Origin of the sequence: Leucobacter sp. cx-328 (assembly GCF_014530035.1) — a bacterium.
Taxonomy (GTDB): domain Bacteria; phylum Actinomycetota; class Actinomycetes; order Actinomycetales; family Microbacteriaceae; genus Leucobacter.
In genome coordinates, this window is the sequence record NZ_JACVMX010000003.1 from 118,105 (window position 1) to 139,609 (window position 21,505).

The window sequence follows — 21,505 nt, forward strand, 5'->3', positions numbered from 1 at the left end:
CTCCTAGGCTGCGGGGTCGTTGCGCTTGCGCGATCCGCGCCCCTGCCAGAGACCGACTGCGCCGGCCGCACATCCGAGCGTCCCGAGGAGCATCCAGAGGGCTGCGAACCACGGCCCCAGCACGATGCCTGCTGTCTTTCCTTCGACGAGCGGCACGTCAGCTACCATCGCGTCGCGTGTGAACGGCGTCAGCGCATCAGCAGACCTGCCGTTGGGGAGGACGATCGCGCTCGTCCCCACAGTCGAAATGTTCACCAGCGATCGACCACTCTCAATTGCGCGCAATCGCGCAATCGCGAGCTGTTGTGCACTTTGGTCGGTACGGCCGAAGTCTGCGTTGTTCGTCGGTCCGAGGAGAATCTCAGCGCCGTCCGCGCTCATTGCGCGTGCCTGGTCATCGATCACCATGTCGAAGCAAATCGCGGTGCCCATGCGCACGGGGCCACGCGCGGTCTCTGCTGCGAGCACTGAGGATCGCTCCCCCGGCGTGTACTCCAGTTGTACGAGATCCACGAGATCTGGGGCGAGCATGTGGAAGAAATCTCGGTTCGGCATGTACTCTGCAAACGGCACAGGGAAGCGCTTGTCGTAACGCTGGTCAGTAACACCGAATCGGTCAACCACCACAACGCTGTTCGAGTATGTGCCCTCCGGTGTCTCTGGCGTGAAATCCTGCAGAATCGTACCAACAACGATCGGCGCATCGGCGCGAGCCGACAAACGAGCGATCTCCATGGTGCGGAACGGCTTCCCCGGCAGATCGAACTCAGCAGAGTTCTCAGGCCACACGATGAGGTCGACGCGTTCCCCTGCGACTTCGAGCTCGTCGAGCAATTCCTCGGTGCCAGTGATGTGGTCACGGAACACCGCACCAGCCTCACGATCATCAAAGATCGCTGCTTTCGCGTTTCCTTGCACAGCCGCGACGCGCAGAGTGCTGGTCGTTGGCAATGTAAACGGCGGCACGAACGCGGCAGCCGCGACAACAGCCGCTGTCACCCCCAGACCGACGACTCGGCGACGTGGGGTCATCCGCGGCCCGCTCGTGCGAGGCCAGACAAACGCGACCACGCACGCAATAGCGAGCACGACCAGTCCACTGAAACCGGCAAATCCGGTCCAAGAAACGAGAGCGTTCCAGGGTGATTCTGCGAGCGGGAAGCCCGCGCGCCCCCACGCGAATCCACCGTATGGCAGCGTGGTCTGCCCCTGCTCGCGGAGGACCCAGAGTCCCGCCGCAGAAAGTGCCTGCGCGGGGACGAGCCAACGCGCAAGATGCGGGCGGCTCGACGCAAGTTGCGCCAAGCCTCGTGTTGTGACGGCCGTGATGCCGCCAAGCAATACCATCCACACCGTCATGACGCCCGCGAGGCCTATCCAAGGCAGCGGGCCGAGGTACAGCGTCAACCAGGAAATATGCAAGAGCCAATACGAGGCACCCGCCGCAAGCCCGGCGAGGAGCGCCACTCCAATGCGCTGCTGCCACCACGCTGCAAGCATGAGTGCAATTCCAGGCAGCATGAGTGGCCAGGCCCCGACCCCGGGACTCGCAAGGTCAAACAGCGCACCACCTGCCGCTGCGGCAGGCACGGCAACGTACCACGCAAGACGGGCAGGCTGACCCGCGGTGTGGAGCCAGGCCATCAGCTCGAGCTCGAGGCTTCGACGATGCCACGCTTGACGAGACGCTTGGCATCACGTGCGCGATTCGTGAGCTCCGCCAATGATTCTGGCGCTCCCTCGAACTGGGCCGCGTGCGCACAGGCCTGCGCGACCTGATCGAGTAGGTCGATGGTCTGCTTCGACCAGCGCACAAAATCACCTGCCCCAATACCGCTCTGTGCAAGCACGTTCTCGAACGTCGAACCTGCTGCCCAGTCATACATGGCTGCGGCGAGGCCAGCGTGCGGCATGGTCGTCTGTGGCAGCCGGTAACGCTCTGCAAGATCGTCGAGATACACCCACTCATCGAGGATCCGATCGTAGACGGCAGAGAACGCACCTCCAGGCAAGCGTGGTGACTCCTCGTCATCTCGCCGCGGCTCGTAACTCAGCGTGCAGCACATCGCAGCAAGTCCAGTCGCATCAAGCGGATCAAACAGTCCCGATCGAATGCACTGTGCGACGAGCAGGTCACGATCACCATAGATTCGACGGAGCATCTCGCCCCACCCCGTGACCACGATTTCTGTCTGGTCATTGATCCGAGTCTTCTCAAGATAGTCGAGTTCAAGAAGCTCATCGACCACACGGCCAAACGTGCGAGCAATCGTGCCCGTCTTATTGGTGACCTGGCGACGTCCACGCTCAATCTTGCGCCGGAGCTTGCGAGCCCGGTCTTCCCAACGCTTCTTGTCTGACCCCTGAGCCTTTTCTGCCGCTTGCTCATAGCCGGCAAGTGAACGCTGCTCAGTTTGGAGATCACGGGCCTGGTCAACAACCGCGCGGTCTGCTTGGAATTGGGCGAACGATAGCTCAAGCGTGTCTTGCGCCTGTTCCACCGTCAGGCGCTCAAGCAGGTTCACAGCCATGTTCGGTGTCGGCCGGAAGCTTGACTTCACTGGGAACGAACGAGCGCCTGCGAGCTGCGAAAGTTCTTCTACGTTCAGTCCGTCCTGCCAGACAACGACGGCGTGACCTTCAACATCGATACCGCGGCGTCCAGCACGACCTGTCAGCTGCGTGAACTCGCCTGAGGTGAGCGGCACGCGCTGCTCACCGTTGAACTTATCCAAGCGTTCGATAACGACTGCGCGAGCTGGCATGTTGATACCGAGGGCGAGCGTTTCAGTGGCAAAGACGATCTTCACAAGACGACGTTGGAAGAGCTCCTCTACCGCAGACTTAAACGCGGGAAGCAGACCGGCGTGGTGAGCCGCAATGCCGCGCTCGAGGCCTGCGATCCAGTCGCGCACTCCAAGCACCCGGCGATCTTCGGCGGAGAGGTCGCGTACAACGCGATCCGCCACTTTTCGAATCTCAGCACGCTCCTCGCGAGACGTGAGATTCATACCTTCGAAGAGACACTGCTTGACGGCCTGGTCGCAGCCATTTCGGCTGAAAATAAAGACGATAGCTGGCAGCAGCTTAGCTTCGTCGAGCGACCGCGCAATATCAGCGCGCGAGATACGACGCGAGCGCCGCTCAGGGGCGCGGCCACGTGCGCGTTCGCGGCGATCGCGAGCGTTTCGACCTCCCCCACTCGGGCGCGGACTTCCCGCCAACTGTCGAAGATCAGGATTCACGCGACCGCCGGTCGTTGTCTCGCCATCTTTCGTGACGAACAACGGCAAGAGTTCACGAGAGGTGAGCACGTGCTGATACAGCGGCACCGGTCGATGCTCTGACAGAATCACGTCAGTGTCGCCGCGAACCGCGTGCATCCAGTCACCGAACTCTTCCGCGTTTGACACGGTCGCAGACAGCGACACGAGACGCGTCTCTGGCGGCAAGTGGAGAATGATTTCTTCCCAGACTGCTCCACGGAAGCGGTCACCCAAAAAGTGCACTTCGTCGAGCACGACGAATCCCAGGCTGTCGAGCGCCGATGATTCTGCATAGATCATGTTGCGCAGCACCTCGGTCGTCATCACGACGATTGGTGCATCACCACGCAGGTTGACATCGCCTGTCAAGAGGCCGACTTCGTCCTCACCGTAGGCTTCGCAGAGCTCATGAAACTTCTGGTTCGAAAGCGCCTTGATGGGGGCGGTATAGAAGATGCGCTCATCACGTTCGCGGCGCGCGAGGTACACGGCAAATTCTGCAACCGTCGTTTTGCCAGACCCTGTCGGCGCAGCGACGAGTACGCTCTTTCCGTCTTCAAGCCGCGCACATGCCTCCCGTTGGAACGCATCGAGCGGGTATTGAAGGCGCGATTCAAAGTGGTCAAGGGCGGGATGCGTTGTCATCTCTGAACCGGCCTCAGTCATAGCTACTTGGGCTCCTCTGTGACATCCGCAATATCTGGAATGTCATCGCGATCGTAGTCTGCAAATTCTTTTGCGCGTCGCTTGTCAACGCGGCGGTCATGCAAGATAGCAACGCCCGTCGCGAGGAAAAACAACACGGTGATGGGTACGGCGAGCAAGAACATGCTCATCAGGTCAGCTGCAGGGGTAGTGATTGCCGCAAACAACACGATAATCATGATCGCGATGCGCCAGCTCTTCAAAATGGTTTTGCCACGCAGAACACCGATGAAGTTCAGCAGAACGAGCAACACTGGCATCACGAAGCCAACGCCAACCGCAAGCAATAGCTTCACCGTAAAGTCGAGGTAGGTGCGCGCGTTAATAAAGAACGCATCCTCAGTTGGTTGGAAGGTTGACATGAGGCGGACAATGTTTGGCAGCACCATCCAGCCTGCGTAAATACCTCCGAGGAAAAGCGGAACCGCTGCACCGAGAAAACCAACCCCGTAGAGTTTCTCCCGCTTCGTCAGACCAGGGGCGAGAAAAGCCCAGATCTGGTACAACCAAATCGGCGAGGCAATGATCACAGCGATGAACAGCGAGATTTGCACCTTGGTGTCGAATCCGCTGGTCACGTCGGTGTATTGGATAAGCGCCGTACGTCCGTCGATGGACAGGTCATTAATGGGCTTGCGCAGCATTTCCCAGACCCAGTCTGAAAGTACCCAACCAGCAATTAGACCAACCGCAATGGCGATCGCCGAGATCACCAGTCGGTTGCGGAACTCCACAAGGTGCGAGCCCAGACTCATCCGCCCAGTCTTGCGCTGCGGATCCTTCGCCTTTTTTGCCATGATTCTCAGCTTATCCCAGCTCGCTCAACCCGAACTGCGACGCGGTCGCAGCGGTGAAAGAAGAATGCCAGCGTGCGGCATGTTCTGCCCACTCACGCACGGCTGATCGCGCAACCGTCGGCTGCTCAACCTCAAGTTCGCCTGGCGCACGTTGCGCGAGCCGCGCGGCTGTGTCAGCATGCCAACTCGCCAATTGCACACGCACGCGATCTCCAGAAAGCTGCTCAACGACCGTCGGTGAAAAGCCGTCAATGCGTGAGAGCAACCGCGCTGGAAGGCGTGCGACGAGGTTGTCTGCGTTGTCCTCGCCCCGGTGGTCACTCATTACGTGCGTGTCATCTGCCGGACCAGCACTGCTCACGTCTGTCATGCCTGCGACGAGGAACATTCGCTCGCCAACGCGCTCGCGGCACCACCCACGGAGATACCACGCGTCATCAAGCTCGACCAAGAGATATGGGTCGACAACGCGTTCGCTCTCAACGCCATTGCGGCTGACGTACTTGAATCCAACGGCCTTGCGATGTTCGATCGCCTGGGCAATCGTGGCGATGCGCGGATCTGCTGGCGCACCAGCAGCAGAAATTGCCGCGTTACCTGCGGCATCAACCAGCCCTCCAAGGCGCGCCCGTAGCCCGGCAGCAAGTCCGGCATCAGCATCAGAAAGCGCCGGCGCCAGCGCTTCAAGGCCGAGCAACAGCGATGAAAGCTCAACACCACTCAAGCGGGGCGCATCATCAATCGCAACCGTGTGAGAGAGGCTGACAATGCCGTCCTTGAGCGCATCCCAGTCGATGTCAAAGAGATCATCGTGCTGATAAGACAGTAACTCCCCCGGAATGCCGGCTGTACCAAGGAAGCGAATGAGATCGAACAGACGCGACTCATCCACCTCAAATCGTTCTCCGAGTTCGGCCAGTGACACCGGACCACTCTCCCGCAGAAATGGCACCAGCGCGAGCAACAGCAGCACCGCATCCTCCATCGCAAGAGGCGCGCGCCTCGCCACTGCCGAGCGATGCTGCCGTGAAGGAGCCGCGGCAGGTATTGGAGCCTCTCCCGCGTGGGCGGCAGCGACCGCGAGCAACGCATTGCGTACATTGTCGCGTAGTGATGCCGGTTCGAGTACGGCAATGTCAGCGCCGTAGGCGGCAAGTTCGGTCGCGAGTTCGGAGTAATCAATCGTGCCAAACTCAACGACCGCATAGCTACCATCAGCGGTGAGCTGTGGCTCGCCTCTCTGACGCAGCTGGCCAGCCGCAAATGAGCCAACGCGGGCGGCGACACGCACCGGCTGTCGCTCCTGGAGCGACACCAGTGCCGAAATCTGGTCGGGCACTAGCGCACGAAGATCTCGGTCATACGTCTGACGCGTCTGCTTGACCGCTGAGGTAATCCGCGAAAGCAGAAACACTCGCGGCTGGTCGCGATCTAGGTCATAACCGAGCAAGTGCCAGCGACCTTCAAATCGGTGAATTGCGAGCGGAGCGACGTTCCTCATAAGGGGCGCGGATCGACCATGCAGTTGATATCCAAACCGCACGCTCTCCCCCGTGTCAATTGCGGCTAGCAGAGCCGGCGCCGCAGGCTCAGCTAGGCCGAAGCGCGGAACGATATGACCGTGCAGCGCAGCATCGGGCGCACGCAATGCCTCAACTTTCAGCGTCGCGCGGCGGCTTACCGTATCAAGGCTTCCGCGACGCCACGACAGTGCTGCGAGGCGCAGGAGCATAAGCTCGCGGTCGCTAAACGTCAGACCCTCTGGTACCTGAAGTTCTCGCTTGGAAACGCGGTAGCGGAGCATCTGGTTATTGCCAGGCTCCACAGGTGACTCGATCACTTCGAGCGGGACTCCAATGTCCCGCAGCTTCGTCTTATCGCGTTCAAATTGTCGCTCAAGTGCCGCGAGTCGCTGCTTGCGGGTCTCCCCCGCGGCAGGCTGCGCGTCGTACCCTTCGACGATCTCGAAGATTTCCTGTTTTGTGAGACCTCGTTCACTTGACAACAACGCAAGGACGAGATTGAAGAGACGCTGTTCGGGCCGATTCCTTTTCAGAGGCCCGAACAGCGCGTCCCAGTCGTCGAGGTCATCCCACTCGACTTCCGCCATGCAGATTAACCTGCCGCGACGATGTCCATGACGAAGATCTGTGCCTGGCCGCCAGCATCAGTGATGACGACAACCTGTGATCCGATCTTCTTACCAGTGAGTGCAGCACGGAGCGGGTCTTCGCCCGAGTCTGCGCCAAGGGGTGCCGTCATACCGCTGTCCCAGGTGTTCACGAATACCGACTGATCGGCCCAGTTCACGCCCATAGCGTTCACCTGCACGATGTCGGTGTCTTTCACGACGGGCCCGTCTCCAACGATGCGAACGGCTGACTTGGTGCCGGTAGGTGCCTTCGTTGGGGGAAGCACGATACCGGGCTGACCAGCTTCGTTCGTGACAACTGCGGGGAAACCGTTCGGCAGGCCCTTCGTGCGGCCCTCCGACTTCGGACCAAACGCATCAATGACATCGATGACAGCGATTGCGGGCGTACCCATGGTCATGCCGTACTGGGTCGCGGTCTGCGAACTCAAGGTCACCACCACGCGATCACCGGGCGCTGCGCAGCGAATACCTTCAGAGAAGGGCGACGCCTGCGCTTCGGTTACCGAAACAAGCTGCTGCGAGCTTCCGCCCGACTGCGCTTTACTGTCGTAGATCGTTTGGCCCGATCCGCCATCAATGACGACCATGTTCACGGTGGCAATGTCACCCTCAGTGATCACGCGACTACGGTCAGCAGCCTTGTTCAAGATCGTGCGCTGCGTCAGCAGGTCCTGCTGCGGGTAGGCAAGGCTCACGGCGATCGGATCCCCGATGCCGCCCTGCACCGATACCGAGTCACTCGAGGAACCCGAAGTCAACATCGGCTTGCAGTTTGCCTCAGCTGAGTTAGCCGAGGTGCAGCCAGTCAGACCAGCGACCAGAAGGGCGGCCGCAGCAGTGGCCGGGACAATGCGACGAAGCATGGAGAAACCTCTCGAGGGGACAGATCGGATAAACGATCGGGATGATTGTCATCCTAGTGCCACACAGGGCGGCGATTCCTGCAAGCTCGCCGCCCTGTGTGTACTGAGAATTAACCTTCTGCGCGATCTGCTCGCTGGTCAGCGACCTTCTGCGCTTCGCGAGCCTTCTTGCGAAGAATCTTGTCGCTCTTCACGCGCTCGCCAACGGCTTCTGGGGTCCAGGTCTCCTCTGAGGTGGCGTCTCCCATGTCAGGCAGCCAGTTCGCAAGGTCGGCATCTGTGAAGTCACTCTTCGACGCACGGCGCTTGAGATCGGGAACCGTCGTGTTCGGCGCGAGGCGACGAGCAGTGACGAGGAAGCCGGTGTGCGCAACCATGCGGTGGTCGGGGCGGACTGCAAGGCCCTCAACGTGCCAGCCGCGCACCATCGTCTCCGATGCCTGCGGGTGGGTGTACATGCCCGAGCGGCGCATCTCTTCAACGGTGCGCGACAGCTGGGTGACGGTTGCAACGTAGCAAATGATTACGCCGCCAGGAGCGAGCGCATCAGCCGCGATGTCGACGCACTCCCAGGGAGCGAGCATGTCGAGCACAACGCGGTCAATTGAGCCGGGCTCAACCGCGTTGGGGAGCTCGTCCTGGAGGTCGCCGACCGTCACTGACCAGTTTGCAGGGTCCTCGCCAGTGAAGGCACGTACGTTCGCGCGAGCGATTTCAGCAAACTCGTCGCGACGCTCAAACGAACGCAGGGTGCCGGTCGAGCCGATACCGCGGAGCAGGTGCAGCGAGAGCGCACCAGAACCGACGCCAGCCTCGATGACGTTCGCACCAGGGAAGATATCTGCGAGCGAGAGAATCTGCGCCGCATCCTTCGGGTACACAATGGCTGCGCCGCGGGGCATCGACATCACGAAGTCTGACAGCAGCGGGCGGAGCAGCAGGTACTCCTCGCCCGACGAGTTCGTCACCACTGATGCGTCGGGCTGACCGACAATCTTGGCGTGCGGCAGCGTGCCACGGTGGCTCTGGAACTCGCCATCCACCTCAAGGGTGAACGTGTTCATGCGCCCCTTGGGGCCGGTGAGCTGGACGCGGTCGCCGTACACAAACGGGCCGCGCAGTGCGGGAGTTCCCACGTTTTCTGCTGCCGCGTCAGTCGCGCTGGGCTGATCGGTCATGTCTGTCTCCTCGATCGTGGATGTGAGATGTGAGTCCTGACCCGCCGAGTGGGCGGATCGGTACAGGGTAAAAGTCTTGCTGACGTCGTCTGCGTTTCTGACCGCGAGTCCGGAATCCCAGACTTCGTGGGCGGGCGCGTCTACGAGCGACACCATGTTTGGCAGGCCGATCGTCACGGCACCGGAGGCAGCTGCCGAGCGAACGCCCGTGCGCGAATCTTCGAAGGCGACGCAATCCTCGATCGTGACACCGAGCGCCTGCGCGCCGAGCAAATACGGCTCGGGGTGCGGCTTTTCATGCGTGACCTCGTCGCCAGCCACCACGGCAGCAAATGTGCCAGCAGGCAGCAAGTCGATGACGGCATCTGCGATCGGCCGAACTGACATTGTGACCAGCGCTGCGGGAATCCCGAGGCCACCCAGCTCAGCGAGAAGCTCGCGAGCGCCGGGGCGCCACACCGCTGGTTCCGTCTGCATGCCCGCAACGACACCGTCAGCCCACTCGTCGACGATGGTGTCGACCGAGAGCGGTACACCGAGTTCCTGGAAACGTCGTGCGGCATCCCGGAGGCCGGTGCCGACCAATTGTTCGGGCAAGTCAGCAGGCATTTCGATGCCATACCGAGCAAGCATTGCAAGCTCAACTCGAAGCCACAACGGCTCAGAATCAATGATCGTGCCGTCCATGTCCCACAGAGTCGCCACGGGCAGCACGTGGTTCTGGCTGTTCAGCACAGAGAGATGGGCGTTCATTCACCCGAGTCTACCGGCCAATCTCCGGTACTCTGGTGGTCTGCAAGCGCGCCGAGGCCCTCGGGTCGACAATTCTGTACCGCGCTGAAACCCTGTAGAGGAGATTCTTCGTGAGTATTCGCTCCGCATCCGGAGAAGACGCGCGCATTCTGATTGCCGCGTTCCAAGGGTGGAGCAATGCCGGCGATGCGACAACCGAGGCCGTTGCTCACCTCACCGAAATGCTCGGAAATGAGGTCATTCACACGATCTCCGGCGAACAGTACTGTGACTTGCAATTGAATCGGCCGCGCGTGAGTCGTGATGAAGACGGTAAGCGCATCATCAGCTGGCCAGACACCACGCTTTGGGGTCCGGTGCGCCGTCCCGAGATTGAGCAGCTCGCCGGAATTGCCGAGCTTGCCGAGCTGGAGGGCCTACCGGTGCCTGCGGGGGCTGTCGAAGCCGTCGCTGCGGATCGCGTGACCCGGCTCGACGGAACGGCAGTGACTGATCTGTTCGTGCTGTCTGGCGTGGAGCCCACCCGTGACTGGTCTGCCTTTTCGGAGGAAATCGTCGATCTTGTCGACGTTTGGGACATCGACGTCGTCGTGTTTCTTGGCGCCCTGTTCGCTGATGCACCTCACACACGTCCGATTGTCACGACCCTCAGCTCCGAAGATTCGGCGCTGCGCGAAGCACTCGAAGCAGAAAAGGCCACGTACGAAGGGCCAGCTGGTGTCTTGACGGCGGTCGATCTCGCGCTCAATGCACGCGATGTTCCGACCGTCGCGCTCTGGGCGCAGGTGCCACACTACGTGCACAGCGCGCCTTCCCCCAAGGCAACGCTTGCGTTGCTCGACAAGCTCGAAGAGATTCTCGATATCTTCGTCCCTCGCGGTGATCTGCTCGATCAGGCCACCGACTGGGAGAACAACATCAACAACATTGCGAACGTCGATGAGGAGATGTCGCGGTATATCACCCGCCTCGAGGAGGCCCGCGATGAGCTGCACGCCGCTGACGGAGCGGGTGATGCGCTCGCCCTTGAGTTCGAGCGTTTTTTGGGCGCGGATCAACACCTCTTGAAGTCCGATAGCTCTGGCGTTAGCCCGCACACTCAGACGGACGCCGATTCTGATTCGAACGCGAGGAGCGTCGCGGATGATCGCGCAGATGAGCACGCAGAAGATGCCTCGGACGTCGAGCCTCCCGAGGAAGGCCAAGCGTCTCAGAAGTAGACCTTTTGACACAGCACAGACGAAGCGCCCACTCACCGGAACGAATTCCGCGAGTGGGCGCTTCGCTGTGTACCACGTTTCGTGGCTTAGCCCTGCTGCTTTCGACGCGCGCCGAGTACCGTCGCACCGCCGCCAAGCGCCATCAGTGTTACCGCGCTCAGATACAACGCACTCATGTCGGTACCAGTGTCCGCTAGGCCAGCGGCATGCTTTGCTGACGCGCCTGTCGCGATGCCGGTGTTTGTTGCGCCGGTATTGGCGTCGGTCCCGCCCTTTCCGCCATTGCCCGTATCAGTATCGACAACCTCGCCAGCTATCGGACCGTTGTCTCCACCGAGTGCCTGGTAGCTCGCTTGCGCGGCTGCCAATTCAGCCGCTGCAGCCTCTGCTGCGAGTTGTGCGTCACTTAGCGCAGCTCCACTGCGCGCCAGCGCTACCTGCGAGTCCTCGTGCGCAGCCCGCGCAGCATTCAGCTGTGCCTGCGAGACATCAACGACGCCACCAGCTTCAGCGAGCGCGCGGTCTCGGGATGACGATGGGGCCTCAGCCAGGAGTGTTGCATTACTGCGGAACGCCGGCCCGGGCACAAGTTCACCGGCCTGGCTATTGAGCCAATCGAGCTCAGCCTCAATTGCTTCCAGTGCCGCCTCGGCTTCCTCAGCACGCGCCAGGACGTCAGGGAGTTGTGCGTTGAGGGCCTCAAGCTCTTGTACGAGCTGTGCGAGCATCACGCGCGCTTCCGCAAGCTCATTTTCCAGACTATCTACCACTTCCGCTGCGGCAGACGCAGCCGCGATCGTTGCAGCGCCAGCGTCTCGTGCCAGCACTGCAGCAGCGAGCCGTTCTTCAAAGCGTTGAAGCATCTCGGGCCAAGCGGCGAGTGCATTTTCTGCCTCAACAAGTGACTCCGAGAGCTCAACCGCCGTCTGTGTGAGTGCAGCAAGCGTCTCTCCGTATGCACGTGCGAGGACCAGCTCTTCACTGAGGAGCGCAATGCTCTCCTCAGCATCTGCAACCATGGCCGGAAGGCCTGCTTCGTAGGCAACAGCTTCGTCACGGCCAGCGTGCGCCAACTCGACGGCTGTTGTACTAGCGGCCAGTGCGTCTTCTGCTACGCCGAGAGCACCGTGTGCAGCATCCACGTTGTCACTGAGGTGTGCCCGCTGCAGAAGGATTGCATCGACGCCTTCCTGAGCGTTGTTGACTGCTTCCTGCGCTGCAGTCGCAGCCTCATCCGCTCGGTCCAATGCCCCCGCAGCAGCTTCCTCAGCGGCAACAGCGGCCGCAAGTGCGAGTTCAGCAGCCGCACGTTCCTCTAGTGTGGCCTCCGGGGCAAGCCCGTCAAGTGCTTCCTGCGCGGCATTCTTTGCATGGCTCGCTGCCCCAAGGGCATCACGGGCATTCTGCGCGATCGCGGTGGCCCCTGCTGCCGCATTCTCGAGTTCCTCGAACGCGGCAAGGAACCCCAGATCATCAGGGTCTGCGAGTTTTGCGTCAAGAGCGTTCTGAGCCGCAACAACTTCTTCGTTGGCCGTCTCGAGCTCAGTCTCGGCAGTTACGAGAGCTGTCTGGGCAACGAGCACCTGCCGTTCTGCCTCCTGAATCATCGCGGCAGCAAGGCCCGGTGCAACGTTGATCAGATTGTTCAGCTCTTGGGTGTGCGCATCGAGTTCTCGAGCGATATCCTCAACATCGCGCGGCGCGTGAGTCTGAAGCTCGGCAATTTCTGTCTGATTCGAGATGATCGCAGCAACGAGCTCATCGTGAGAGGTCTGTGCTGCAGCCGCCGCACTCCTACCTCCTGCGAGACCTGAAGTAGCAGCCTCGATTTCAGCTTCTAGCGCGTCAATATCGACTACTGCGGCTTCTGTGGCGGCGGCATCAGCAGCCTCGTGCGCGGTTGAGGTGGCGCTCTCAAGCCCCTCTACGGCGACACGTGCGTCGTCGACTGCCGCTTCCTTGAGATCAATCTGCTCTTGGAGGTTGCGCAAAGCGCTGCTCGCAGCCTCCTGTTCCGCCGCAGCTTTTTCGTGAATAGCGGTAGCAAAGTCAAGTTCGCTCACGGCCGCAATTGCGTCAAAGCTTTCAACTGCAGCCTCGTGCGCTACCTCCGCAGCGGCAAAGGCCACGCGCGCAGTCTCCGTCGCCGCAGAAGCTTCGCCGTGCTCAGTGATTGCTACTTGAAGCGTACGCTCGGCACTTGCGAGGGCCTGCTTGGCCTGTTCAAGACGCAACTTGGCCGCCTGATATGTTGCGTTCGTATCGGCGTTGTGACGCGCGGTCGCCGAATCAGGCGCCAATGTCGTCGCAGAAGAGAGGGCGGGAGCGACCGCCATACTCGCTACGACTGCTGCGGCAGCCACAGAGGTCGCGACAGTTCGTTTTTTCGTAAATGATGCACCGCTGAAATTCGACTCAGACACTAGATACTCCCTTGTATACAACCAAAAAGCGCACAGGTTACTATCACAAACCCGAGTTGGGTCTACGTGTAACCTATGCGCTAACTTGGTGCTGCACAAGAGTTAAGGCACAACTGTTGCCTTACAGTGTGACTCCCAGCAGCGCGAGTACCGCGTCAGCGAGCAATCCAGAATCATCAACGCCTCGGTCGAGCGCGGCATCGAGCGTGGCGAGCATCACGGGGGTGTCAAGGTCATTTGCAAGCGCCGTGCGGAGCTGCTGAACGACGGTGGCCGACGACAACGGCTCGGCACATTCGCGCTCAAGACCGTCACGCCACGCATGCAAGCGGCGATCTGCCTGTTCAAGATCAGCATCTTCCCATTCCCACTCCGAGCGGTAGTGGTGAGCAAGCAATCCAAGGCGGATCGCGCTAGGGTCAGCGCCAGCGTCAAGGAGCTTCGAAACAAACACGAGATTTCCGCGCGACTTCGACATCTTGTGGCCGCGATATGCGACGAGGCCAGCGTGACTGTAGAGGTGCGCAAGCGGGGTGTCCGTCACTGCAGTTGCGTGCGCCGCGGTGAACTCGTGGTGCGGGAAGACAAGATCTTCGCCGCCCCCCTGCACAGTGAAGGTGCCCCCAAGCGCTCTTGTTGCAATAACCGAGCATTCAATATGCCAGCCAGGACGGCCAGCGCCGACAACGGTGTCCCAGCTGGGCTCACCGTCACGTGCCGAGCGCCACAGCAGCGGGTCAAGCGCATCGCGCTTCGCGTAGCGGTCGGGGTCTCCCCCGCGGTCCGCACTAAACTTTGCCATGGTTTCACGGTCGTACGGAGCCACGTCGCCAAGCCGCCACTGCGAGCGCTCTTGAGCTCCCTGCACGTCGAAGTAGATGTCATCGCCGCCAAGCGAATCAGCCGTTGGGACGGTGTACGCAAACCCGCGAGCCATAAGCTCGGCCACGGCCGCCGCAATCTCATCAATCTGCTCGGTCACTGCGACGTAGTGCGCAGGCGGAATCATCCCCATGCGGTACATGTCAGAACGGAAAAGCCCGATCTGGTCATCGGCAAGTTCACGCCAATCAACACCGGTTGCGTTCGCACGCTCCAAAAGCGGATCATCAACATCAGTGATGTTTTGCGCGTAAACAGTTTCGATGCCAGCGTCGCGCCAGGCCCGCTGCATGATGTCGAACGTGAGGTAGGTGAAGGCGTGGCCGAGGTGCGTCGCGTCATAGGGCGTGATACCGCACACATACAATGAAGCCTTGCCATCCTCGATCGCCGGATACTCGAGCCGCCCGGTCGCTGTGTTGAACAGCTTTGGGGTGACGCCCTCGCCGGGAAGATCGGGGATCTCAGGCTGGGTCCAAGTGCGCATTAACCAACTCCATTCGTTGCGAGCGCAGCTGCAGCCGCACTCGCTGCTGCTCCACCATCAGCATCGAGAACACCGGTGCCGAGGAGGATGAAGACAATGATGCCAAGTGCGATCCGGTAGATCACGAACGGCATGAAGCTCTTTTTCGAAATGTAACCCATGAAGAACTTGATGACGAAGATTGCGATCACAAACGCAATCACTGTTGCGACGAGGGTCAGTGACATAGGCACTCCAGCGGTCGGTTCCTTGACTTCCTTCAGGAGCTTATAGAAGCCCGAGCCAAGAACTGCAGGGATCGCAAGCAGGAACGAGTAACGCGCAGCAGCCTCACGCTTGTATCCCATCAAGAGACCAGCGGTAATCGTGCCTCCCGAACGCGATACGCCGGGGATGAGCGCGAGTGCCTGCGCACAGCCGTACGCCAGGCCGTGTTGCCAAGTCATTTTCTCGAGCGGAAGCACCTTAGGGCTGTAACGGTCTGCAAAGCCAAGCAGCAGACCAAACACGATGAGCATCGTCGCGGTGAACCACAGCGATCGGAGCGTCGTATCGATCGCGCTTTCAAAGACGAGGCCGAGCAGTACGATCGGCAGCGAACCCAGAATGATCCACCAACCCATCAGCGCGTCGGGGTTCTTGCGCGGGAGTTTGCCCGTCAACGACTTCCACCAGTTGCCAATGATTCGCACGATGTCGCGCCAGAAGAACACAATGACCGCAGCCTCGGTGCCGATCTGCGTGATCGCGGTGAACGCTGCACCTGCATCACCGATTCCGAGCAGCTCGCTTGCAATGCGCAGATGCGCACTGGAAGAGACCGGCAAGAACTCAGTGAGCCCTTGCAGAATGCCGAGCAGGATTGCGTCTACGAAACTCATCGTTTCCTTTCGTGGCCAGCGGCTCTGTGCTCCGCGCAAGTTCACTCACGCGGAGGGCCGCCGTCAAGAATAGCCGAGGGTTGCCCGTAATTCTTAGTACGTACGCAGCAAGTCGACCAATACGCGGTGACCAAAGTCGAGCGCATCGAGCGGCACACGCTCGTCTACGCCATGGAACATGCCGGGGAAATCAAGGTCTGCAGGCAGACGCAGCGGGACAAAACCGTACCCGGTGATGCCGAGACGCGACAGCGCCTTGTTATCTGTGCCAGCGGCTAACAAGTACGGGAGCACCTTTGCCTCAGGATCGTGGCGCGAGAGGCTCGCGGTCATCGCCTCAACGAGCTCACCCGAGAAGGGAACCTCAAGGCCGATGTCGGAGTGCAGTGCTTCGACCTCGACGTGATCGCCAACGATCTCCTGGATCTTACGCATGACGGCCTCCTGCTCCCCCGGGATTGAGCGAACGTCGACGAGTGCATCAGCCGTGTCAGGAATCACATTGTGCTTGTAGCCAGCGTCGAGCACCGTTGGGTTTGCCGTATTGCGGAGACTTGCCTGAATAAAGCCACCCCCCTTACCGAGTCGCAGGACCAACTCGTCAGGGTTCACCTCTGCGGGATCTGCACCCACGATGCGGGAAAGCTCAGTGATGAGATCACGCGTGGTATCACACAGCGCGATCGGCCACTCGTGACGACCAAGCGCAGCAATCGCCTCAGCAAGGGTGGTGAGCGCATTGTCCTTCCAGTACCGCGAGCCGTGCGCAGCCGTTCCTCGTGCACGCAGACGAATCCAGTCGAGTGACTTCTCGCCTGTCTGGATCAGGTAGGCGCGCGTGCCTTCGACGTCTACTGAATAGCCACCGACTTCACTCACCGCGGTCGTAGCGCCAGCAAACAGTTCAGGGTGATTCTCCACGAGGTAGTGCGAGCCATACAGGCCGCCGTTCTCCTCATCAGCGAAGAATGCAAGGATGATTTCACGTCGCGGCTTTTCACCTGCGCGCAAAATCTCTGCGATCGCGGTCAGCATCATCGCATCCATGTCTTTCATATCGACCGCGCCACGGCCCCACAGCATGCCGTCTTTAATGACCCCCTCGAACGGATCTACACTCCAGTTCTCAGGGTCTGCGGGCACAACGTCAAGATGCCCGTGCAGCACCATCGCGGGCAGCGAGGGGTCAGCACCGGCAATGCGAGCGACAACGCTCGCACGACCCGGAGCGGACTCGAAGACCTGCGGCTCCAGCCCGAGCTCACGCAGATAAGAAACTACGTAGTCAGCCGCTGGGCGCTCTGGCTCTGCGTCGCCACCACCACGGTTGGTCGTGTCAAAACGAATGAGGTCGCGGGCGATGCGCGCGGTCTCGGACAGGTGCTGTTCGGGCTGGTCGTTGCTCATGTCATCCACCGTAGTCGTAACCACCGACAATTCAAGGAAACGTGAAGACCTATGACATTAGTCTCTGGAAAAACAAAGAAGCGGTGAGATCTTACGATCTCACCGCTTCTTTCTGTTCGTGCGCGGAGGGGGACTTGAACCCCCACGTCCTAATACGGACACTAGCACCTCAAGCTAGCGCGTCTGCCATTCCGCCACCCGCGCGAACCGTTTCACGCCGTCATCGGCTGAACAAGTAATAACTTACACGGGATCGGAATCATGCACCTAATCGAATGCGCTTTTCGGCGTTTCGCCACGCCAAGCGAACACGCAATTCCGAGGCAGGGACAGGGATCAGCCCTCCTAACTTGAAGCAGAAACCGTCGCACCAATCGTCTTACTAAGAATCAATCGTTCACAGAACGTCCACGTTGTTGTGGTCAGCAAATAGAGTGCAGCGGCCAGAGGAACGAAAGCGGCAAACAGTACCGTCAAGAACGGCATAAACCCGAGCATCTTCGTCAACCCCGAGAGATCAGGCATCTGCGGAAGGCCATCAACCGGTGCGGGTCGCGCCGGTTGCGCCTGCGCAGCACGCTGCGCCGCAGGCTGTTGAACATATCGACGCGATAGCCACGTCACGCCGCCAATCAGCGCCATGATCGACACAAATACCGCCAGCGAACCAAACTCGAGAGACGTGCCGCCAAGCATTACAGAGAGTCGCGAGTCGAGCGGCACACCCAGAAAGGTGTGACTCAGGAGCTGATTCGCTTCGCCGTGAATCTCAGGTCGCATAAATAACCCGTAAACCGCCATCAACACTGGCATCTGCAGCAGCATTGGCAAGCACCCGGCCATAGGCGAGGCCTTCTCGCGCTTATACAGTTCCATTGTCTTTCGCTGCAATTGCTCTGGGTTTTTCTTGTATCGCCGCTGCAGCTCCGCAAGTTCCGGCGCAAGGCGCTGCCGCATGACGGTTGCCTTCACCTGCGAGCGACCCACCGGAATCAATGCAGCACGTACCGCGAGCGTCAACAACACGATGGCAATGGCGGCACTTTCGGCGCCGGCGAGAGGCTCCAGTAGATCACTCAGGTGGGTAACGATCCAATACGCGCCCTCAATCAATAGACGGATTGGTAGAAAGTCATACAGGTTCAACAGTGTTCTCGTTTCTCAAGCGAAGTGTTTTGGTCTCCAAAACGCCTCGTCTGAGCGCGGGCACAACGAACGATAGAGGATATGCCACTGCACCATTCGTCGCGGTGACAGTACTCCCCTAGCTACGCCCAGTGGGCACGGTAGCAGCGGGCTCAGGCGAAAGCGTATGCAGCCACAGCAGGGGCTCGGACCACAACGGTGCCCGAAACTCCAGGAACGCCAGAGAATAGGCGCGTCGCAGCGCCAAAGACGGAAGGCACGGAGGGCGGATCATGCAGCAGCCAGCCGCACACGCGCAATATCCCGCGGCGAGCCCGCTTCGAGACGCCGGCGATCACCAGTGCGCTCAGCAGAACAACGAGAATCGCCTGGCTCGGCGACTCTGGTGTCGCGGCGCCAAAACTGAGAACGAGGGCAAGCATGACAAACTGCACGGCAATCCACAGTGACGCTGTCATCAAGTTACTCACCCAACCTCGATCGGTACCGTAAGGGTAACTAATGAAGCTGAGTACGGGTACCTGCAAAGTTGCGGGAGAGACATTCCTGCCCCATTCCAGCGGTCAGATCTCGAGAGAGCCACGCGAGACATGCCTAAGAACCCAGAAAACAAAGAAGCGGTGAGATCTTACGATCTCACCGCTTCTTTATGTTCGTGCGCGGAGGGGGACTTGAACCCCCACGTCCTAATACGGACACTAGCACCTCAAGCTAGCGCGTCTGCCATTCCGCCACCCGCGCGAACCGTTTCACACCGTCATCGGCTGAACAAGTAATAACTTACACGGAATCTCGCCCGCGCCACTAATTCGCTTGCACTCTCGCGCGCGTCGCCCCGAAAACAAGCGAATTTTGAGCGAAAACGGCCGCAAGGCACCGATCCGCGCTCACGACCCAGATCGCCCAATTGCTGCAAAAATCGCGCCAGTGACCGCTGCGAGATCGTTGGCGGCGAGTTCAACATCGAATCCGCGCTTTCCACCAGAGACCAACACGGTGGCATGCGAGCGTGCCGACTCGTCGAGCACGGTGGGAAGCTTGGTTCGCTGGCCCAGCGGGCTGATGCCACCGACGACATAACCGGTTTTGCGTTCGGCGACCTTCGGGTCGGCCATGACCGCCTTCTTGCCACCAATGGCCGCGGCGATTGCTTTAAGGTCAAGGAGACCAGAAACGGGCACGATTCCGACGACGAGGTCGCGCCCATCGACTTCAACGAGCAGCGTCTTGAACACGCGGGCTTCCTCAATACCGAGCGCAGAGGCCGCCTCAGCACCAAAATCGGTCACGGCAGGGTCGTGCACGTATTCGCGCGCCGCGAACGTGACGCCGGCACGAGTGAGCGCGAGGGTCGCAGGGGTGGAGCCGCCAGTCTTCTTTGCCATGGCACTACCGTAGCGCGCACTCAGCGGCCGCTCCGCAACCAATGCCGTGGACGCCGTGTTCTCAGTGGATCAGTCGCCTACGGCCGCAATCGTCGCCGCAACAGCTCGATGCGCTTCTGAATCTGAGTCACCGACGCCTGACCAACCGTCGGCCCGCCACAAATGCGACGAAGCTCATTGTGAATGTCTTTGTGGGGCTCACCCGTTACGCGAGCGTACATACCCACCAGGCTGCTCAAGAGCTTGCGCTGCTCCCCCAATGTACGGTGCAGCGCTTCAGGGGCCTCAGCCTTCTCTGGCGCGTGCTCGTGCAACCCCTGGCGAACAGCGCTGCGCTTCGCCTGGCGCGATTGCCGTTGTTGCAGCAGTGCTTGCACTTCCTGCGGCTCGAGTAGTCCAGGGAACCCAAGAAACTCAAGCTCTTCCTCGGTCTCGACCTCGGCATAGCCGCCGAACTCTTTGCCGTCGAACACCGCACGATCAAAGTGCGCGTCAGACGCAAGCGCCTCGTATTTGAAGCCATCATCGATGAGTTCAGAAGACGCTTTGTCCTCACGCTCCGCCTCCGACATGAGTGCGGCTTCCGCATCCCACATCTCTTCCGCACTCTTTGGCCCCTCGAGTACGTGATTGCGTTCCTTCTCGAGTTCCGCCGCGAGGCGCATCAGAGGAGGCACGTTCGGAATAAAGACTGACGCAATTTCGCCTCGACGGCGCGATCGCACGAAGCGCCCAATTGCCTGCGCAAAGAACAGCGGTGTCGATGAGCTCGTCGCATAGACGCCCACGGCGAGCCGAGGAACGTCGACACCCTCAGACACCATGCGGACCGCGACCATCCAGCGCGAATCTCCCTTGGAGTAGTCGTCGATGCGGGAGCTCGCCTCAGGGTCGTCCGACAGAATCAGCGCGACCGGCTGTTTCGAGATCTCACGCAGCATTGCCGCGTACGCCTTTGCTGAGGCATGGTCAGTCGCAATGACTAGGCCGCCTGCGTCTGGAACCTGCTGCCGCACCTCGGTGAGACGCCGATCCGCCGCGTTCAAGACCTTGGCCATCCAGTCACCGGCCGGATCAAGCGCGGTTCGCCATGCCTGGTTGGTAACGTCCTTGGCATTGCCTTCGCCCAGGCGCGCTTCCATCTCTTCACCCGCCGAGGTCTGCCAGCGCATCTTGCCCGCATAGACCATGAACACGACTGGGCGGACAATGCCGTCAGCGAGTGCGCGTCCGTAGCCGTAATCGTAGTCAGTGAGTGAAATCGTCGTACCGTCGGGCTGCGGCGCGTACTGAACGAACGGGATCCGTGCCTCGTCGGAACGGAACGGCGTACCGGTGAGCGAGAGCCTGCGGCGCGCGGTGCCATATGCCTCGCGGATCGCGTCACCCCAACTCAACGCATCGCCACCGTGATGCACCTCATCGAGAATGACGAGCGTGTCTGCGTTCTCTGTGAGGAGTTTGTGCTGGATTGGCTTCATTGCGACCTGAGCGTAGGTCACTGCAACACCGTGATAATGACGGCCATAGCCAAGACCGTCGTTGTTCGAATAATCAGGGTTGAGACGAATACCGGCACGCGCGGCAGCATCTGCCCACTGCGTTTTCAGGTGTTCTGTCGGAGCAACCACGATAATCTGGGTGACTGTGCGGTTCGCTCGTAGAATCGCAGCCAAGCGAAGCGCGAATGTCGTTTTACCTGCGCCCGGCGTTGCCGACGCGAGGAAGTCTTGGGGACCTGTTTCGAGGTAGCGGTTAATCGCTTCCTCCTGCCAGGCACGAAGCGTTCCCGCCGTACCGTGAGCTGCACGCTCTGGGTACGCCGGGGGCAGGTGCTCTGCGGCACTTGTTCCCGGAAGGTGAAATGCTTCCTGCTGATCGGTCACAGCCCAATAGACTACCGGTGAACCCCCGACACTGACTGCCGCGTTTCTCAGCAGGCCTGGAGTTTTGAAGG

The 21,505-nt window shown here is 60.4% G+C and carries 15 protein-coding genes, 2 tRNA genes and 1 pseudogene; 1 reads left to right on the top strand and 17 read right to left on the bottom strand.

The genetic code is table 11. The features are described from left to right. Positions 1 to 3: 3 nt before the first annotated feature. From lnt to ICL81_RS11960, 7 genes and pseudogenes are all read right to left on the bottom strand, one after another. Positions 4 to 1,644, bottom strand: a complete 1,641-nt coding sequence (gene lnt / locus ICL81_RS05400) for an apolipoprotein N-acyltransferase (protein WP_188033920.1) — start codon at positions 1,642 to 1,644, stop codon at positions 4 to 6. Further along, entirely contained in the window at positions 1,644 to 3,932 is a 2,289-nt protein-coding gene (locus ICL81_RS05405; protein WP_188033921.1) for an RNA helicase, read from the bottom strand. Before ICL81_RS05405 ends, lnt begins: the two co-directional genes overlap by 1 nt. Before the next feature lie 2 nt (positions 3,933 to 3,934). Further along, the gene (tatC, locus tag ICL81_RS05410) at positions 3,935 to 4,768 is read right to left on the bottom strand and encodes a twin-arginine translocase subunit TatC (RefSeq protein ID WP_215394753.1); all 834 of its coding nucleotides are present in this window, start codon (positions 4,766 to 4,768) and stop codon (positions 3,935 to 3,937) included. 10 nt (positions 4,769 to 4,778) lie between these two features. Further along, positions 4,779 to 6,878 carry a YafY family protein gene (locus ICL81_RS05415; RefSeq protein WP_188033922.1) on the bottom strand — a complete coding sequence of 700 codons (2,100 nt, stop codon included), beginning with the start codon at positions 6,876 to 6,878 and terminating at the stop codon, positions 4,779 to 4,781. Between the two features lie 5 nt (positions 6,879 to 6,883). Then, positions 6,884 to 7,786 (bottom strand): peptidylprolyl isomerase, encoded by a 903-nt coding sequence (locus ICL81_RS05420; RefSeq protein ID WP_188033923.1) that lies wholly within the window; start codon positions 7,784 to 7,786, stop codon positions 6,884 to 6,886. Positions 7,787 to 7,896: 110 nt separating this feature from the next. After that, on the bottom strand, positions 7,897 to 8,964 hold the full coding sequence (locus ICL81_RS11955; RefSeq protein ID WP_251381857.1) for a tRNA (adenine-N1)-methyltransferase: 1,068 nt from the start codon (positions 8,962 to 8,964) through the stop codon (positions 7,897 to 7,899). Positions 8,965 to 9,141: 177 nt separating this feature from the next. Continuing rightward, a pseudogene (locus ICL81_RS11960) lies at positions 9,142 to 9,717 on the bottom strand (HAD family hydrolase); the annotation flags it as partial. A 110-nt stretch (positions 9,718 to 9,827) separates the two neighbouring features. Here ICL81_RS11960 and ICL81_RS05430 point away from each other — a divergent pair. After that, positions 9,828 to 10,937 (top strand): PAC2 family protein, encoded by a 1,110-nt coding sequence (locus ICL81_RS05430; protein ID WP_353055427.1) that lies wholly within the window; start codon positions 9,828 to 9,830, stop codon positions 10,935 to 10,937. 86 nt (positions 10,938 to 11,023) lie between these two features. On the opposite strand, the gene ICL81_RS05435 is transcribed toward ICL81_RS05430, so the two are convergent. The 10 genes from ICL81_RS05435 to ICL81_RS05480 form a co-directional block, all read right to left on the bottom strand. Beyond that, positions 11,024 to 13,360, bottom strand: coding sequence for a hypothetical protein (locus ICL81_RS05435; protein ID WP_188033925.1), 2,337 nt, complete (start codon positions 13,358 to 13,360; stop codon positions 11,024 to 11,026). Positions 13,361 to 13,481: 121 nt separating this feature from the next. After that, positions 13,482 to 14,729 carry a cysteine--1-D-myo-inosityl 2-amino-2-deoxy-alpha-D-glucopyranoside ligase gene (gene mshC / locus ICL81_RS05440; protein ID WP_188033926.1) on the bottom strand — a complete coding sequence of 416 codons (1,248 nt, stop codon included), beginning with the start codon at positions 14,727 to 14,729 and terminating at the stop codon, positions 13,482 to 13,484. Next, positions 14,729 to 15,610 carry an undecaprenyl-diphosphate phosphatase gene (locus ICL81_RS05445; protein ID WP_188033927.1) on the bottom strand — a complete coding sequence of 294 codons (882 nt, stop codon included), beginning with the start codon at positions 15,608 to 15,610 and terminating at the stop codon, positions 14,729 to 14,731. Before ICL81_RS05445 ends, mshC begins: the two co-directional genes overlap by 1 nt. 93 nt (positions 15,611 to 15,703) lie before the next feature. Beyond that, a complete protein-coding gene (locus ICL81_RS05450) occupies positions 15,704 to 17,017 on the bottom strand; it encodes a M20/M25/M40 family metallo-hydrolase (RefSeq protein ID WP_188033928.1) in 1,314 nt (437 codons plus the stop codon). Positions 17,018 to 17,136: 119 nt separating this feature from the next. After that, positions 17,137 to 17,221, bottom strand: a tRNA-Leu gene (locus ICL81_RS05455). A gap of 141 nt (positions 17,222 to 17,362) precedes the next feature. Further along, positions 17,363 to 18,163: a YidC/Oxa1 family membrane protein insertase gene (locus ICL81_RS05460; RefSeq protein ID WP_188033929.1), complete on the bottom strand. Its 801-nt coding sequence runs from the start codon at positions 18,161 to 18,163 to the stop codon at positions 17,363 to 17,365. Between the two features lie 152 nt (positions 18,164 to 18,315). Further along, positions 18,316 to 18,633: a hypothetical protein gene (locus tag ICL81_RS05465; RefSeq protein ID WP_188033930.1), complete on the bottom strand. Its 318-nt coding sequence runs from the start codon at positions 18,631 to 18,633 to the stop codon at positions 18,316 to 18,318. A gap of 186 nt (positions 18,634 to 18,819) precedes the next feature. After that, positions 18,820 to 18,904: transfer RNA gene (locus ICL81_RS05470), tRNA-Leu, on the bottom strand. Positions 18,905 to 19,050: 146 nt separating this feature from the next. Further along, entirely contained in the window at positions 19,051 to 19,548 is a 498-nt protein-coding gene (gene ybaK / locus ICL81_RS05475; RefSeq protein ID WP_188033931.1) for a Cys-tRNA(Pro) deacylase, read from the bottom strand. A gap of 77 nt (positions 19,549 to 19,625) precedes the next feature. Then, positions 19,626 to 21,434: a DEAD/DEAH box helicase gene (locus tag ICL81_RS05480; RefSeq protein WP_188033932.1), complete on the bottom strand. Its 1,809-nt coding sequence runs from the start codon at positions 21,432 to 21,434 to the stop codon at positions 19,626 to 19,628. Positions 21,435 to 21,505 lie beyond the last annotated feature (71 nt).

Excerpts from the sequence above, each read along its gene's own strand:
- lnt (WP_188033920.1), bottom strand. The coding sequence starts at position 1,644 with ATGGCCTGGCTCCACACCGCGGGTCAGCCTGCCCGTCTTGCGTGGTAC.
- ICL81_RS05405 (WP_188033921.1), bottom strand. The coding sequence starts at position 3,932 with ATGACTGAGGCCGGTTCAGAGATGACAACGCATCCCGCCCTTGACCAC.
- tatC (WP_215394753.1), bottom strand. The coding sequence starts at position 4,768 with ATGGCAAAAAAGGCGAAGGATCCGCAGCGCAAGACTGGGCGGATGAGT.
- ICL81_RS05415 (WP_188033922.1), bottom strand. The coding sequence starts at position 6,878 with ATGGCGGAAGTCGAGTGGGATGACCTCGACGACTGGGACGCGCTGTTC.
- ICL81_RS05420 (WP_188033923.1), bottom strand. The coding sequence starts at position 7,786 with ATGCTTCGTCGCATTGTCCCGGCCACTGCTGCGGCCGCCCTTCTGGTC.
- ICL81_RS11955 (WP_251381857.1), bottom strand. The coding sequence starts at position 8,964 with ATGACCGATCAGCCCAGCGCGACTGACGCGGCAGCAGAAAACGTGGGA.
- mshC (WP_188033926.1), bottom strand. The coding sequence starts at position 14,729 with ATGCGCACTTGGACCCAGCCTGAGATCCCCGATCTTCCCGGCGAGGGC.
- ICL81_RS05445 (WP_188033927.1), bottom strand. The coding sequence starts at position 15,610 with ATGAGTTTCGTAGACGCAATCCTGCTCGGCATTCTGCAAGGGCTCACT.
- ICL81_RS05450 (WP_188033928.1), bottom strand. The coding sequence starts at position 17,017 with ATGAGCAACGACCAGCCCGAACAGCACCTGTCCGAGACCGCGCGCATC.
- ybaK (WP_188033931.1), bottom strand. The coding sequence starts at position 19,548 with ATGGCAAAGAAGACTGGCGGCTCCACCCCTGCGACCCTCGCGCTCACT.